The organism is Clostridium sp. DL1XJH146 (assembly GCF_054819755.1).
On sequence record NZ_JBTVVN010000059.1, the window covers coordinates 1 to 16471 of the forward strand.

The 16471-nt window shown below is 30.0% G+C and carries 16 protein-coding genes and 1 tRNA gene; 14 read left to right on the top strand and 3 right to left on the bottom strand.

Annotation, left to right across the window (positions count from 1 at the left end; translation table 11 throughout):
* The first annotated feature begins 193 nt into the window (after positions 1–193).
* The 7 genes from mnhG to ACVHXK_RS17280 all read left to right on the top strand — a co-directional run bounded on the left by mnhG (position 194) and on the right by ACVHXK_RS17280 (position 5880).
* Positions 194–481 carry a monovalent cation/H(+) antiporter subunit G gene (mnhG, locus tag ACVHXK_RS17250; RefSeq protein WP_461207649.1) on the top strand — a complete coding sequence of 96 codons (288 nt, stop codon included), beginning with the start codon at positions 194–196 and terminating at the stop codon, positions 479–481.
* 11 nt (positions 482–492) lie between these two features.
* On the top strand, positions 493–1041 hold the full coding sequence (locus ACVHXK_RS17255) for a Na(+)/H(+) antiporter subunit B (protein WP_461207650.1): 549 nt from the start codon (positions 493–495) through the stop codon (positions 1039–1041).
* Positions 1031–1726, top strand: a complete 696-nt coding sequence (locus ACVHXK_RS17260) for an MnhB domain-containing protein (RefSeq protein ID WP_461207651.1) — start codon at positions 1031–1033, stop codon at positions 1724–1726. The genes ACVHXK_RS17255 and ACVHXK_RS17260 overlap by 11 nt, the downstream gene beginning before the upstream one ends.
* A gap of 4 nt (positions 1727–1730) precedes the next feature.
* Positions 1731–2090 (top strand): sodium:proton antiporter, encoded by a 360-nt coding sequence (locus ACVHXK_RS17265; protein WP_461207652.1) that lies wholly within the window; start codon positions 1731–1733, stop codon positions 2088–2090.
* Positions 2087–3805, top strand: coding sequence for a complex I subunit 5 family protein (locus tag ACVHXK_RS17270; RefSeq protein WP_461207653.1), 1719 nt, complete (start codon positions 2087–2089; stop codon positions 3803–3805). The genes ACVHXK_RS17265 and ACVHXK_RS17270 overlap by 4 nt, the downstream gene beginning before the upstream one ends.
* Before the next feature lie 199 nt (positions 3806–4004).
* Complete coding sequence (locus tag ACVHXK_RS17275) at positions 4005–4868, top strand: DegV family protein (RefSeq protein WP_461207654.1); 864 nt, start codon at positions 4005–4007, stop codon at positions 4866–4868.
* Positions 4869–5058: 190 nt separating this feature from the next.
* Complete coding sequence (locus ACVHXK_RS17280) at positions 5059–5880, top strand: ZIP family metal transporter (RefSeq protein WP_461207655.1); 822 nt, start codon at positions 5059–5061, stop codon at positions 5878–5880.
* 213 nt (positions 5881–6093) lie between these two features.
* On the opposite strand, the gene ACVHXK_RS17285 is transcribed toward ACVHXK_RS17280, so the two are convergent.
* The 3 genes from ACVHXK_RS17285 to ACVHXK_RS17295 form a co-directional block, all read right to left on the bottom strand.
* Positions 6094–6182 (bottom strand) — tRNA-Leu (locus tag ACVHXK_RS17285).
* Between the two features lie 63 nt (positions 6183–6245).
* The gene (gene lgt / locus ACVHXK_RS17290; RefSeq protein WP_461207656.1) at positions 6246–7022 is read right to left on the bottom strand and encodes a prolipoprotein diacylglyceryl transferase; all 777 of its coding nucleotides are present in this window, start codon (positions 7020–7022) and stop codon (positions 6246–6248) included.
* A 1-nt stretch (position 7023) separates the two neighbouring features.
* Positions 7024–7908 (bottom strand): ComEC/Rec2 family competence protein, encoded by an 885-nt coding sequence (locus ACVHXK_RS17295; protein WP_461207657.1) that lies wholly within the window; start codon positions 7906–7908, stop codon positions 7024–7026.
* A 244-nt stretch (positions 7909–8152) separates the two neighbouring features.
* On the opposite strand from ACVHXK_RS17295, the gene ACVHXK_RS17300 reads away from it, so the two are divergent.
* From ACVHXK_RS17300 to argH, 7 genes are all read left to right on the top strand, one after another.
* The gene (locus ACVHXK_RS17300) at positions 8153–8872 is read left to right on the top strand and encodes a lysophospholipid acyltransferase family protein (protein WP_461207658.1); all 720 of its coding nucleotides are present in this window, start codon (positions 8153–8155) and stop codon (positions 8870–8872) included.
* A 272-nt stretch (positions 8873–9144) separates the two neighbouring features.
* Entirely contained in the window at positions 9145–10143 is a 999-nt protein-coding gene (locus ACVHXK_RS17305; RefSeq protein ID WP_461207659.1) for an isocitrate/isopropylmalate dehydrogenase family protein, read from the top strand.
* A 460-nt stretch (positions 10144–10603) separates the two neighbouring features.
* Positions 10604–11470: an ABC transporter substrate-binding protein gene (locus ACVHXK_RS17310; RefSeq protein WP_461207660.1), complete on the top strand. Its 867-nt coding sequence runs from the start codon at positions 10604–10606 to the stop codon at positions 11468–11470.
* A 171-nt stretch (positions 11471–11641) separates the two neighbouring features.
* A complete protein-coding gene (locus ACVHXK_RS17315) occupies positions 11642–12289 on the top strand; it encodes an amino acid ABC transporter permease (RefSeq protein ID WP_461207661.1) in 648 nt (215 codons plus the stop codon).
* Between the two features lie 20 nt (positions 12290–12309).
* A complete protein-coding gene (locus ACVHXK_RS17320; RefSeq protein ID WP_461207662.1) occupies positions 12310–13050 on the top strand; it encodes an amino acid ABC transporter ATP-binding protein in 741 nt (246 codons plus the stop codon).
* A 344-nt stretch (positions 13051–13394) separates the two neighbouring features.
* Complete coding sequence (locus tag ACVHXK_RS17325) at positions 13395–14591, top strand: argininosuccinate synthase (RefSeq protein WP_461207663.1); 1197 nt, start codon at positions 13395–13397, stop codon at positions 14589–14591.
* Between the two features lie 454 nt (positions 14592–15045).
* Positions 15046–16359, top strand: a complete 1314-nt coding sequence (gene argH / locus ACVHXK_RS17330) for an argininosuccinate lyase (RefSeq protein ID WP_461207664.1) — start codon at positions 15046–15048, stop codon at positions 16357–16359.
* The last annotated feature ends 112 nt before the right edge of the window (positions 16360–16471 follow it).

The window sequence follows — 16471 nt, forward strand, 5'->3', positions numbered from 1 at the left end:
AAAGGCAAAACCAAAGGCAAAACCAAAGGCAAAACCAAAGGCAAAACCAAAGGCAAAACCAAAGGCAAAACCAAAGGAAGAGAGTAAATATTAAATGTATTATTAAATATTTTAATGTTATAAGCTTTTAAATTTTTAACTGCAATCTGCACTCTGCAAATTGCACACTTGTTTTAAAAAAAGGAGGGGTTTTATGCAGGAACTAGCGGGAAATATTCTTATTACAGTTGGGGTTGTGTTTATGATTTTTGGAGTTGTTGGTATTTATAGATTTAATAAATTCTATGCTAGGATACTCACTGCTTCAACTATAGATACCGTTGGGTTTATTTTATTAATGATTGGGGTAATAGTGAGGTCTGGATTTAACTACTTTTCTTTAAAAGTATTTTTGATTATGATTATTGTTACTATAATAAATCCTGTATCAACTCACTCTATTGTTAGGTCGGCTTATAAAAGTGGATTTCGAGAAAAGTAGGAGGTATGATTGTGTTAAAAATATTTTTGATTTTAGCTATTATATTTGCCTATAGCGCAATAAATGCAAAGAAAATGAGAGTTTCAATAATATTAATGGGTATATTTTCTCTAGTGAGTTCCTTTTGCTATCTTTTGTACAGTGCGCCAGATGTTGCTATTGCAGAGGCAATAATGGGATGCACTTTGAGTACTATTTTATTTTTGGTAGCACTACAAAAATATAAGATTTTTTCTATTTATTATTTGGTTGAAGGAGAGAAGCACCAACCAGAAAAAATAAAGAGAAGAGAGAATATTATTGGATTAATAGAAAAGTTTTGTTCAAAAAAGGAATTAGAAACCCATGTTATATATACTTCTGAGAAAGTTGAGCATATAAAAGATGAGCATGATTATGACCTTATTGTTGTTCAAAATGGTAATGATTTAACTATTTACTGTAATGAAGATAACTATTTGATTGAAGGTCTAGAAGATTTTATTTGTTTTGAATGTGATTCAGAACTTCATCTTGTTGTTGATAAAATAAAGGAAGAGGAGGTTTTAAATGAAAATTAGATCTTTAGAAAGAAAATTAGTTGTTGGCCTATTTATGATTATTATAGCCTCTCTTTTTATTTTTCTGTACTATAGTGAAATTGAGTTGGTAGCAGGGGGAAGTCGCTATTATTATCTGGAAAATGCATTCAAAGACACTTCTTCTAAAAATATAGTGACATCAATTTATTTAGATTATAGATTATATGATACTTTTTTTGAAGCCTTAATGCTTCTTGTTAGTGTAATCGGGATTATACATTTTTCAAGGCATGATAGCGATGAACATGTGGAGCCAATTATAGAGAAGGGAATTATATCTAAGGAAGATTCGCAAATTATTTCTGTAATATCAGTTTTGCTATATCCATTCATTTTAACTTTTGGTATTTATATAATAGTAAATGGACATAAGTCTCCTGGTGGTGGATTCCAAGGTGGAGCAGTTTTGTCAGCTCTATTTATAATTAGATATTTAATTAACCCAGCCCAAAATATCAATTTATATTTACTACAGAGACTAGAAAAGTTCACTTTTTTATTTATTTTATTGATAGGGACACTATTTATTATTTTAGGGCTAAATAATGAGTTTGCTTTTTTAAAGGAGTCTTATCTTGTTTTAATGAATTCATTAATCGGATTTAAAGTGTTTTGCGGATTATCGATTATATTTATAAGATTTGTTTTTTATGAAAGTAGGTGAATTTATGTTTAATCTAGATTTTATAAATGGAGAAACTGTTAGTATTATATTGTTCTTTATTGGATTTTATGGATTAATAGCAAGACGTAATATAATTAAAACTATAATTTCACTAGGGGTTATTCAAACTGCGATAATTTTATTTTTTGTCACTATAAATTATGAAATAGGGGCAAAAGTTCCTATAGGGGTAGGCATTGAAGGTCCTGTTGCAGACCCGTTACCACAAGCGTTGATGATAACGGCAATAGTTATTGGAATTGCAGTTACAGCTGTATCACTTACTATGTTTATTACTTTATATCACAGATATGGTACGACAAATTGGGAAAAAGTTAAAAAGAAGAGGGTGGATAAACAATGATTGATTTATATATTTTTATACTAATCCCTATTTTAGTGGCTATACTGATGTATTTATTTCCTAAGAAAAACATGAAGATTTTTGTTATATTTATACAAATAATATTATTGATTTTATCATTTAAGAATTTTATTTATGTAAAATCTATGGGTACGGTAGTTCAAGTTTTAGGTGGGTATAGTTCAGCGATTGGTATTGGCCTTAGAGCAGATATTTTATCTTCAATTTTGGTAGTTCTAACACTCTTCTTATTTTTATCCATGCTTATATTTAGTTATGACAAGGATTATATTAATCATTTATTTATTTTTTTGTTTTTAATTTTGCAAGGTTTAATTATTGGAGTGTTTTATAGTGAAGATTTATTTAATATATATGTACTATTAGAAGTTTCTACTATGGTAGTGAGTATTCTTATTATGTTTAAGAAAGATAAAAGGTCTATTTATGATGGAATGGTTTATCTTTTAGTAAATATTGCAGCAATGACGATGTTTTTATTTGGAATAGGCTATTTATATAAAGTTTTCGGGGTTTTGAATATATATAATATTAATGAATTAATGAGCAGCGTAAACAATAGTAAATCAATGATTTTACCTTATGCATTAATAATTACAGCTGTGGGGTTAAAGTCAGCTCTTATGCCTTTATTTAGCTGGTTACCTAAAGCACATGGGACTCCTAGTGCACCATCTATTGTTTCGGCTATTTTATCAGGATTATATGTTAAAACGGGCATATATTTATTTATAAGAATGCAATTTATGTTTTCACCAGTATTTGATACAGGGAATATTTTTCTCATATTAGGACTTTTAACAGGTGTTATAGGTTTCTTTTTTGCCTTGGCTCAAACAGATATAAAGCTTATACTTGCATACTCTACTGTTTCGCAAATTGGACTTATAATGATTGGGATAAATTATCCCAATACCTATTCTTATTGGGGTGGGATATATCATTTATTAAATCATGCTATTTTTAAATCCGTTCTTTTCTTAACTGCTGGATTAATTATTGAAGAGTATAAAACTAGAAATATATATGAAATAAGAGGGGTATTCAAGAGAATGCCATTGATATCTATAGCTACTATTTTAGCTATACTTGGAGTAACAGGGGCCCCACTTTTTAATGGGAGTGTTTCAAAGTATTTAATTCAAAAGGGCACAGTTGGAACTTTTATGGAGTATGCAATTATTTTTGTGAATTTAGGCACAATAATATATTATGTAAAATATTCTTCTATGTTATTTAATAGTGGCGATAATATTTATATAAATAAATTTAGCAATTTATTTATGAAAAAAAAGAATATTGATAATATTTTACAGGAAAGTGATAAATCTATAATAGATACTATAAGAGTAAACAGTAATTTTGGTATCGTAGAATCTGAGAATATATCTTTTAATAAAAAACTAGTGGTATTGACATTAGGAGCTATTTGCTTTTTAGGAGGAATATTTGGTGAGGAGATTATATTATTTTTATTCTCGCAAGAGAATCATATAAGTGTTGGATCATATATTCATAAAGGTCAAGTCTATATTATTAGCATTATAGCGGGGGTTATCATATATAATTTTATTATATTGAAATCTAAGCTGCTTAACAAAGTAAGGGAAATAGAGTTGAGTTTTAACTATATTTGTCTTTCTATAGTAATCTTCTTTTTTCTAATGACAGTTTTACTTTATATAACTGTATAAACAATTTCCAATTCATATAACAATTATAAATTTGCAATTTGAAATTTGCAATTAAGGAAATCATCCGCAATTGCAAATTGAACATTGCAAATTGCAAATTATCCATTAAAAAAAGGTTGTAATAAGTTTAGTTTTTCATTAATGAAAAATATGATATAATAGGTCTAAATATACTAAAAATAGTTAGGTGATGGTTTAGATGACAATAAAAATAGTAACTGATAGCACTTCGTATATTCCAAAGGAATTAATTCGAAAATATGAAATAGAAATTGTATCATTAAGTGTAATATTTGGCAATACATCCTTTAAAGAGACAGAGATTAGCAATATAGAATTTTATGATAAATTAAAAAAAGAAGATAAGATACCTACTTCTTCACAGCCTTCGATTGATGACATTTGTAAGTTGTTTGAGAACAATGTCGTTAAAGGTAATGATATAGTGGGTATATTTATTTCATCTGATATGAGTGGAACATATTCTACTGCTATGCTTGCTAAGAACATAGTTTTAGAAAAATACCCAGAAGCTAAAATAGAAATATTAGATTCGCGTTCGAATTGTATGCAATTGGGATTTGCAGCCCTTGCTGCTGCAAAGGCATCAAAAGAAGGACAATCTTTTGAAAATGTTATTACCGAAACGAAAAAAAATGTAAAATCCAGTAAGTTTATTTTTATTCCTGATACATTAGAATATTTGAAAAAAGGTGGTAGAATTGGTTCTGCAAGTGCACTTATAGGTGGTATTCTTCAAATTAAACCAATACTTACTGTAATTGATGGGAAAACAGCTGTTTTGAGCAAAGTAAGGACTTCGAAAAAAGCTTTAGCAAAGATAATAGATGTGTTTTTAGGGGATATCGAAAAATTTGGATTTGGAGAAGCTATAGTTCATCATATAAATTGTGAAGAAGAAGCTAGAAAAGTTGCAAAGCTAATTAATGAAATGACGGGTAAAATTATAGAAGTTACACCCATTGGCCCTGTTATAGGTACACATGTTGGACCGGGTGCAATAGGTATTGCATATTATACAAAAGAAGAACTTGATATTTAAAAATAGCAAACTGCTTAATAATATATTTAATTAATTGGATGCCATTTCAGAATAAAATCTGATCAGATATCAGATTTAGTACAAAATACTTCTGTTGATAGAATTTGAATAATAAAGTAACATAAGTTATTTATTAATAATTTATGTTATAATATATACAAATAATTATAGTAGTATAGGAGGAAAGAATATGTTGGAATGGCTATCACAATTTTCGCCAATAAGGCAAGCGTTAATTGGAACGCTTTTTACTTGGGGAGTTACAGCTCTAGGAGCTTCTTTAGTATTTTTCTTTAAAAAAATTAATAAAAATTTGTTAAATGGTATGCTAGGCTTTGCAGCAGGAGTAATGATTGCAGCAAGTTTTTGGTCGCTTTTGGCACCTGCAATTGATATGGCAGAAGATTTGGGTCAAGTAGCTTGGGTTACAGCTGCTATAGGTTTTTTAGCTGGTGGAGCATTTTTGTTTTCGGTGGACAAATTATTACCTCATTTACATATGGGACTTGATACTTCAGAAGCCGAGGGGATTAAAACGAGCTGGCAAAGAAGTATACTTCTTGTACTTGCAATAACTTTGCACAATATTCCTGAAGGACTTGCAGTAGGGGTCGCTTTTGGAGCTGTTGCTTATGGATTACCTTCAGCCTCCTTAGCAGGGGCAGTTGCTTTAGCAATTGGTATTGGGCTACAAAACTTTCCGGAAGGAGCTGCAGTTTCAATACCCCTTAGACGAGAAGGTTTATCGCGAAGGAAATCCTTTATGTATGGACAGGCATCAGGGGTAGTAGAGCCTATTGCAGGTGTTATTGGAGCTATAACGGTTGTATCTATGCAACATATTCTTCCATATGCATTGGCATTTGCGGCTGGGGCTATGATTTATGTTGTTGTTGAAGAATTGATCCCAGAAGCCCAACAGGGTGAAGGACCAAGCAAAACAGATATTGCAACGATTGGATGTATGATTGGATTTTCAGTAATGATGATTTTAGATGTGGCATTAGGTTAATTTTGAGGGAAGAACATAATTAATGCACAATGCACGATTCACAATTAAGGATGATTTTTTTCCCTTTGGTCAGAAAATCTTTGATTATTAAATTAATTTAAATAATTTAATAATTTCAACAATATTTTAAGACATAGCGAATATTTTAAAAGAGTATTGCAGTAAATTAAAGATATAAAAAAGATTCTTAGATATAATATCTAAGAATCTTTTTGGTGCCGAAGACCGGAATCGAACCGGTACGGTGTTTTAGCACCGCAGGATTTTAAGTCCTGTGCGTCTGCCAGTTCCGCCACTTCGGCATAAATGTTATTAAAAAAATCAACAAGATGATTATACAATGATATAATCATCTTGTCAAGAACTTATAGATGATATTTGCTCTTTTGTTTGTTACCGAGTAATAGAAAAGCAAGGCCACCTATTATTGATAGTACACTTACTAACTGGGCTATTGGTATAATTCCCATTGTTAGCTGGTCTGTCCTCAAACCTTCGATAAAGAATCTTCCTATTGAATAATATATTAAATAGATAGCGAATATACCGCCCTTTTTAAAATTATATATTTTTCTACTTATAATGATTAGAATTAGTAGCCCTAAAAAATTCCAAATTGATTCATACAAGAAAGTAGGATGATAATAGGTTCCGTTTATAAGCATTCCTTTTTGAATAAATTCAGGGAATTTTGATATGAACTGTTCTGTAACGGCACCTCCATGTGCTTCGCCATTCATGAAATTTCCCCATCTACCAATTGTTTGGCCTAAAAGAAATGAAGGTGCAATTATATCTAAAAGTCTAGGAAAACTAATATTTTTATGTTTACTCATAAAATATGATACTAGGGCAGCTCCAATTATTCCACCATGAATGGCAAGTCCGCCGCCTCTTATATTAATGATTTGAGAAGGGTTTTGGCTGTAATAGCTCCAACTAAAAATCACATAATAAAGTCTTGCTCCTATAATAGCTATAGGAAGTCCTACTAGAAATATATCAGTTACTTTATCAAAATCTTCTTCGTAGTACTTACATTGAATTTGGGCTAAAAGCAATCCCAATAAAATACCTATACTAATCAAAATACCATACCACCGTATATCATAACCAAATAAATTAAAAGCTATTGGATTCATTTTATTCACCTCTTAAGTTTATTATTTTTTCTCCATCACTCTCTAAAACAATAGTACCATCTTTATCTGTTCTAAATATTTGAATATTTTCTTTTTCTAATTTATCTATAATTTCTTTGTGTGGATGACCATAATCATTATCTTCGCCTACAGTTATGATTGCTATTTTAGGATCAACTTTCATTAGAAATTCATCAGTTGTCGATGTGGTACTACCATGATGGCCTAGTTTTAGTACATCAGAGTTTATATAGAAATTATTTTCTAAAATTTGATCTTCACTTTCTTTTTCTGCATCTCCTGTAAATAGAAAGCTTGTTTTCCCAAATGTAACTTTCATAACAACTGAATAATTATTTGTATCATCATATGATGTGCTGTTTGGTGCAACTATTTGACAATGAACATCATTGCCAAATATAAATTCTTTGCCAGCTTTAGCAACAGTTATCTTTTTGTCAGCATTTGATATAGCTTTTATCATAGCCTTATATGTATCTGTAGTTGTTGTTTTCTTTGGTGCATAAATAGTACCAATATCATATTTGTCAATAACATAACTCATATTACCTATATGGTCTTCATGAGGATGAGTGGCTATTATATAGTCTAATTTTTTTATATCAAGGTTATCAAGGTAATTCAAAAGCTCATCTTTAGCTGATTTTGAACCAGCATCTATAAGCATATTCATACCATCAGCTTGTAGGAGCATAGAATCACCTTGACCAACATCTATATAGTGCACTATAAGTTTTCCGTCTGTATCTATTATTATTTTGTCAGAGTTGGAACCAAGGTCTATAAAGCCAAATACGTATAAAAAACCAACTGCTATTATTACTATTGCAGATATTAAACTATTTATCTTTTTATTTTTCTTCATCTATTCACCTCACTCTATTCTCAGTTAATTTTATCATATTCTTTATTTTTAGTCCAAAATAAAAAAATACGATTTTTATATTATTGTATTTGAAGAAATAGAAAAAAATCATTATAATAAGATGTGGGATATTAATTAGCAATTAGCAATTAGCAATTAGCAATTTGCAATTTGCAATTTGCAATTTGCAAATTGAACATTGCAAATTGCACATTTAATATAAAAAAAAGGTGAGGAGATTTATATGAGAACTATATTAGCGTATCCGTACTTTCTGTTTTTTATGTTGTTTTCGAATTTTAAGATGATTAAAATAAATAAACTAAAAAAACAAGAAAGATTTGAAGAAGCAGAGGAATACATACATATTAAAGTTATGGAATGGGGGCGAAAATTTCTAAAGGTATCTGGAATAAAAGTAAATGTTGAGGGCAGAGAAAATATACCGGAAGAAGCTTGTTGTTTCGTCTCTAATCATCAAGGATATTTTGATATTCCGGCTACAATTGGATATATAGACAAACCTTTTGGCGTAATTGCAAAAAAGGAAATTGAGAAGCATAATATTATTAGCAAGTGGATGAAACAAATAAAATGCATATTTATTAATAGAGAAGATATTAGAGATTCTTTAAGAGCAATCAATGAGGGAGCACAAAATATAAAGAATGGACATTCTATGTTGATATTTCCAGAGGGAACAAGAAGTAAAGGGCCTAAGATGAATGAATTTAAAAAAGGAAGTTTAAAAATGGCGTTAAAGGCGAAAGCACCAATAGTACCTGTTACTATAGATGGTTCATACAAGTATTTAGAGGGAAATAAGTATAGAATGAAAAAAGGACAAATTAATATTATAATAGGAAAACCAGTTTATATTGATAAATTATCAAGAGAAGAAGTAAAGGGAATATCATCAGAATTAAAAAATATGATAGAAAAAAATATAAAAACACCAGATTGATTTGTCTGGTGTTTTTGTACGCTGTATTATAAAATGAAATATTTATAAATTAAAACTGCAAAAAACTTTGATTAAATTTCGAATTTATGTTAATATAATAATGTATTTAAAGGAAAAATGAAGGTTTGTAAATGTAAAAAACCTAATACAACATAAATATACATGCTTTAGCATAATTATAATAAGGGAAAAAATAGAAAAAGGTATTTAAATGAATTATAGATATATAATTTATGCAAAAAAAGAAATTCATAGGAAAAGGGGGACAAAAAATGTCATATAATATTACACTGATTCCTGGTGATGGGATTGGACCAGAAGTTATGACTGCTGCTAGAGAGGTTTTGGATGCGGCTGGTGCAGATATCAATTGGGAGGTCGTAGAAGCAGGTGCGGCTGTTATGGATGAATATGGAACACCATTACCAGAAATGGTACTAGATAGTATTAAAAAGAATAAAATTGCAATGAAAGGACCTATAACAACTCCTATTGGCGTTGGGTTTAGGAGTGTTAATGTTGCAATAAGGCAAGCTTTAAATTTATATGCAAATGTAAGACCTATAAAATCTTACGAGGGAATAGCTTCAAGGTATGAGGATATTGATTTAGTTATTGTTAGAGAGAATACAGAAGGATTATATGCAGGTATTGAGCATAATGTTGGTGATGATGCTGCTGAAACTATAAGAGTAATAACAGGTAAGGCTAGTAGAAGGATTGCTAAATTTGCCTTCGATTTAGCAAAACGAGAGAATAGAGACAAAGTTACGGCTGTTCATAAGGCTAATATAATGAAATTTACAGACGGTCTATTTTTAAGATGTTGTAGGGAGATAAGTGAGGACTACAGTGATATAAAATTTGATGATAAAATAGTTGATGCTTTGTGTATGAAATTAGTTCAGAATCCTAATGATTTTAATGTTCTTGTTCTTCCTAATTTATTTGGGGATATAGTTTCAGATTTAGCATCTGGAATGGTTGGAGGACTTGGAATAGTACCTGGTGCAAATATTGGTGAAGATATTGCTGTTTTTGAAGCAGTCCATGGTTCAGCACCTGATATAGCTGGGAAGAACATAGCAAACCCAACAGCTGCAATATTAACAGGTGTTATGATGCTTAGATATCTAGGTGAAATAGAAATAGCTGATAAAATTGATGCAGCAGTAGCTAAAGTTATAAGAGAGCAGAAGGTAGCTACTCCAGATGTTGTTGGTAATTCGTCAACTACTGAGTTTACAGAAGAAGTAATTAAAAACTTATAGGAAATTGATGTAGACCAAAATTAGAATGAAATTTAATATTTTTTATAGAAGAACTCTTTTAAAGGGTTCTTTTTTATTTGCCACTGTGACTTTTATTTTTAAATTTATTTAGTTTAAATATCTGGACTATTTCCCACAATATAAGTATTTATACAAACATAAAGATTTTGCAAAGTTATAAATTAAACTTGCAAAATTATCATATTGATAATATAATAGATATAATATTTAATGTTAGATAATTATATTAATTAATAAAATGTTTTTGATTAATATACATTTAAACATATATTAAATTGATAAAAGTCCTACAGAAGTTTAGTGAAAAAAATACTTGAATAAATATTAAAAAAAGTGTATAAATATAAACATACTTATTTACAAAAGAAATAATTAAAAAAGTTGATAAATTTAGTTTAAAACTAAATTTGTAATAAATTAATATTCAGGGGGAGATTAAATGAAAAAGATATTAGCATTGATGTTGACAGTTATTTTAGGGTTAAGTGTACTTGCAGGATGTGCAGGGAATACAGAAGAAGAAACTAGTAATAATAGCAATACTGCCGTAGAAAATGAAACAGATGGGGAAGCAACTGACGAGGAAGCAGAAGGCGATGGATCTTTAGTAAGAGTTCAAGAGTTAGGTGTAATTACTATAGGCGTAGATGATTCATATCCACCTATGGAGTACAGAGATGATTCGGATAATCTTGTTGGTTTTGATGTAGATTTAGCGGCTGCTTTAGGAGAAAAACTTGGGGTAGAAATGGAATTTATACCTACTGAATGGAACGGTATTTTACTTGCTCTTCAATCTAAGAAATTTGATATTATTTTATCTTCATTAAGTGTTACTGATGAAAGAAAAGAAAGTATTGGTTTTACAGATGCATATATTTTAGGTGGACAAATACTTGTTACTCTTGAAGATTCTGACATCAGCGTAGAAGAAGATTTAGATGGAAAAGTTTTGGGTTGCCAAATGGGAACTACAGGACAAATTGCAGCAGAAGAGAATTTAAGCTTTACTGAAGAGTTGAAGAAATATGATAAAATTCCAGAAGCTATAATGGATTTAAAAAATGGTAGAGTTGACGCAGTTATAATGGATGCTCAAGTAGGTGGATATTACCTAGCGTTAGATGAGGAAACAAAATTTAAGGTATTAGATGAAATGGTTAGTGAAGAACCAATAGGTATTGGTTTAAGACAAGAAGATGTAGAATTAACAGAAGCTTTTAATACTGCAATAAAGGAACTTACTGAAGATGGAACTATGTCTGAATTATCAATTAAATGGTTTGGATATGATGCATACAAGTAAAAAATAGAGATTAAGTATGTATTACTACCCTTGTATAGATTGTACAAGGGTAGTTTGATATATGAATATAAATAATTAATTATTGTATAGAAAAATAGAATTAATTTATATTGATTTTAATAGATTCAACAATAATTTAGTTTACATAAAGATAAATTAGGGGGAAATATTATGAAGATAGAGCTTTTAGAAAAGATTTTTCCAATATTGCTTAAAGGAAGTTTGGTTACAGTTGAATTAACAGTTTTATCAGTTTTTATTGGAACGATAATAGGAATTATTATTGCCTTATGCAAAATTTCTAAAAATATAGTTATTTCGAAAATAGCAACATTTTATACATGGATATTTAGAGGAACACCGCTATTATTGCAATTATTCGTTTTATATTATGGACTTCCTCAAATAGGGCTGCCTATAGAACCGTTTTCCGCAGCAATTGTAGGTTTGAGTTTAAATTCTGGTGCTTATATGGCTGAAATAATAAGAGGTGGGATACTTTCTATTGATAAAGGTCAATTTGAAGCTTGTAAGGCACTAGGTTTCACATATATGCAGACAATGAAAAGAGTAATATTGCCACAAACTTTTAAAAATATTATACCAGCTGTTGGTAACGAGTTTATAATTATGCTTAAAGATACATCATTAGTTTCTGCTATAGCAATGGAAGAACTTATGAGAAAAGCACAATTGAGAATGTCCTCTAGTGGACGAGCAATTGAACCTTTTTTCTTAGCAGCATGTTTTTATTTAGTTATGACAACAGTATTTACAACAGCATTTGCTAGAATAGAGAAAAAATTATCTGTTTATTAGTATAAAGGGGGTATAATGAAATGGAAGATTTCGTGATGATAGAAACAAAAGGATTGTCAAAAAGTTTTGGTAAATTAGAGGTATTTAACAACTTAGATGTAAAAGTTAGAAAAGGTGAAGTCCTTGTAATAATAGGGCCATCGGGTTCAGGGAAGAGTACATTTTTAAGATGTCTTAATCATTTGGAAGTGCCAACTGGTGGTGAAGTTCATATAGAAGGAGATAAACTGGATATTAAAAATAAAGCTAAGATGAGAGAAACAATTGAAAAAATGGGCATGGTTTTTCAGGGGTTCAACTTGTTTCCACATATGACGGTAATGGGAAATGTCATAGAAGCTCCTATAACAGTTAAAAAAGAAGAAAAAGATAAAGTTATGAAAAGAGCAAAACATATAATTGATAAAGTTGGACTAAGTGATAAGGAAGAAGTTTATCCATCAAAACTTTCAGGAGGACAAAAGCAAAGAGTTGCTATAGCTAGAGCTCTTAATATGGAACCAGATATAATGCTTTTTGATGAACCGACATCAGCTTTAGATCCAGAATTAGTAGGGGAAGTCTTGAACGTTATGAAGGACTTAGCTAAAGAAGGAATGACTATGGTTGTTGTAACTCATGAAATGGGATTTGCAAAAGAGGTGGCTGATAGGGTTATATTTATGGATGGTGGAAAGATAGTTGAAGAAGCAACACCTCATGAAATATTTAGTAGCCCTAAAGAGGAAAGAACGAAAGAATTTTTGAATAAGATTTTATAAGTTTAAATAAAATAATTGTATTATATTTTCAGTGTAATAAAGTGAAGCCTTGTGAATTGCAGGGCTTTATTATTTGTATATATGATTATAATTATACAGTTTTATAATGTATAATTCGCTAAAACATAGGTTATTACATAGTTTAAAGAAGAAAATAAAAAAAATATGTATATTTATAAATAGTTATTGCATAAATATAAATAATGTATTATAATAGCTTTAGACAACTAATCAAAGAAAATATTAAGAATAGATATTGTTAATATTTATTCTAAAATAAAGAAATAAGTTAATGATTACAGGTAAATATAAAATTATTTTAGAGGATAAAGGGAGGATATATTATGAAAGAGAAAGTGGTTTTAGCGTATTCAGGAGGACTAGATACATCAATAATAATTCCATGGCTTAAAGAAAATTATGATTTAGATGTTATTGCTGTTTGTGTGGATGTAGGACAGGGCGACGATCATGAAGCTGTAAAAGTAAAAGCAATAAAATCAGGGGCACAAAAAATTTATGTTGAGGATGTAGCTGCTGAATTTATTAAAGATTATGTTTTTAAAGGATTGAAAGCAAATGCTGCTTATGAGGGGAAATATCTTTTAGGAACATCATATGCAAGACCTTTGATAGCAAAAAAATTAGTTGAGATTGCTCAAAAAGAAGGAGCAAAATATATTTGTCACGGATGTACTGGTAAAGGAAATGATCAAGTAAGATTTGAAGTAGGGATTGCAGCTATTGACCCAACTATTAAGATAATTGCACCATGGAGAATTTGGGATATAAAATCTAGAGAAGATGCTATAGATTATGCAAATTCTAAAGGTATAGAGCTTTCAGTTACAAAAGAAAAAATATATTCAAGAGATAAAAATGCATGGCATTTAAGTCATGAAGGTGGAGATTTAGAAATTTTAACAAATGAGCATAAAAGAGATATGTACCAAATGGTTACACCACCAGAGCTTGCGAAAGATGAAGCTACTTATGTTGAAATAGAGTTTGAAAAAGGTACACCAATTGCAGTGGATGGCTCAAAAATGGAACCTATTGAAATTGTAGAAATTCTTAACAAAATTGCCGGCGAAAACGGAATTGGCGTAATTGATATTGTTGAAAATAGATTAGTAGGAATGAAGTCAAGAGGAGTGTATGAGACACCAGCAGGAACAGTTTTATACGCTGCACATCAAGAATTAGAGCAAATAACAATAGATAAAGATACATTACATTATAAATATTCAGTAGCTCAACAATATGGAGAACTAGTATACAATGGATTGTGGTTTACTACTTTAAGAGAAGCTTTAGATAGTTTTGTAGAAAAAACACAAGAAACCGTTACTGGTACAGTGAAGTTGAAGCTTTACAAAGGAAATATTATGATAGCTTCTAAGGAATCTGAATTTGCCCTTTATGATGAAGGAATTTCATCTTTCGGAGCAAGTGATTTATATGATCACAAAGATGCAGAAGGATTTATAAATTTATTTTCACTACCAAGTAAAATTAAAGCTTATAAATTTAACAAATAAGTTTATATTTTCCCTTAAATATAAAGATATAATTTTGTGCCAGCCTTATAAGTATATAGGCTGGCAACTTTTTATTTCATACATAAGTATATTTTTGGGGCATAAGTGTATTTTGTATTACATTTGTGGTAATATAGAAAATAATAAATTAGTTCTGTTTTTATATATGGTATTTATTTTAGAGTAAGGTGATAATTCTAATAAATGTACATAATACAATGCACAATGCACAATGCACAATGCACAATTAAGGTTGATTTTCTTACCATAGGTAAGAAAATCTTTAATTAAATAAATAAAAGATTCTCTGAGGAACGAGGAGAATCATCAATAATTGCACACTGCACATTGCAAATTGCACATTAATCAACAACAAATACCTTATATAAAAACATAATCTATGATTATCAACAATTTTTTAAAATATAGCCAAATTAAAAAAAGGGGTGTTTTTATGAAACTTTGGGGTGGACGATTTAAAGACAAGGAAAGCAAACTTATGGAGGATTTTAATAGTTCTCTAATTTTTGATAGAAAATTATATTATGAAGATATTACAGGGAGTATTGCACATGTTAAAATGCTTGCAAAACAAAATATTTTAACGGATAAAGAAAGAGATGAGATTATTGATGGATTAAATTCTATTCTCAATGATATTGAAAATGAAGCGTTGCTAATTGAAGGTGATTATGAAGATATTCACTCATTTGTAGAAACTAACTTAATTAAGAGGATTGGGCAAGTAGGAAAAAAACTACATACTGCAAGGAGCAGAAATGATCAGGTAGCTGTTGATGCTAGATTGTATGCTAAGAAAGTAGCCAATGAGATTGCTGATGAAATTAAAGAATTGATGAGAGCACTTAAAGAAATTGGTGATAAAAACCATGTTATTATGCCAGGGTATACTCATCTTCAAAGGGCGCAAGTAGTTACATTTACACATCATATGATGGCTTATTATAGTATGTTTAGTAGGGATTTAAAAAGGGTAAAAAATTCACTTTCTATTATGAATGCAAGTCCACTTGGATGTTGTGCACTTGCTGGTACTACGTATAATACTGACAGAGAATTCACAGCAAAAGAGTTAGGTTTTGATAAAGCTGTTGATAACTTTCTAGATGGAGTTAGTGATAGAGATTATATGCTAGAGCTTATGTCCAATTTTTCAATAATTATGATGCATTTGAGTAGACTTAGTGAAGAATTGATCTTATGGAGTTCTAAGGAATTTGATTTTATACAAATAAGTGATGAGTTTTCAACAGGAAGTAGTATAATGCCGCAAAAGAAAAATCCCGATGCAGCGGAACTTATAAGAGGAAAAACTGGTAGGGTTTATGGTGATTTGATGGGTCTTTTAACTACTATGAAAGGGATACCTCTTGCTTATAATAAAGATATGCAAGAAGATAAAGAAACTTTCTTTGATTCTGTGGATACAACATTAAAATGTATAAGAGTAATGTGGAATATGTTAGATGGAATTAAAGTGAAAGAAGAAAATATGTATAATGCAGTTAAAAAAGGATTTTTAAATGCAACAGAAGGAGCAGACTATCTTGTAAATAAAGGAATGCCTTTTAGAGATGCTCACGGAGTTATAGGGTCAATTGTTATTTATTGCGAAGATAATAAAATAGCTATTGAAGACTTGCAGATTGAAAAACTTAAAGAATTCTCAGAACTATTTGATGAGGATGTTTATGAATTTATTGATTATAGAAACACAATTAGTAGAGGGATAAAGAAAGAGATGTAGTTTAAAGACAATGCACAATGCACAATGCATGATGAACAATGCACAATGCAGTGCGTCCAGCTAAGCTGGACCATACTAACTGATGAAAGTTCAGTCGAGGTAATTGCCAAGA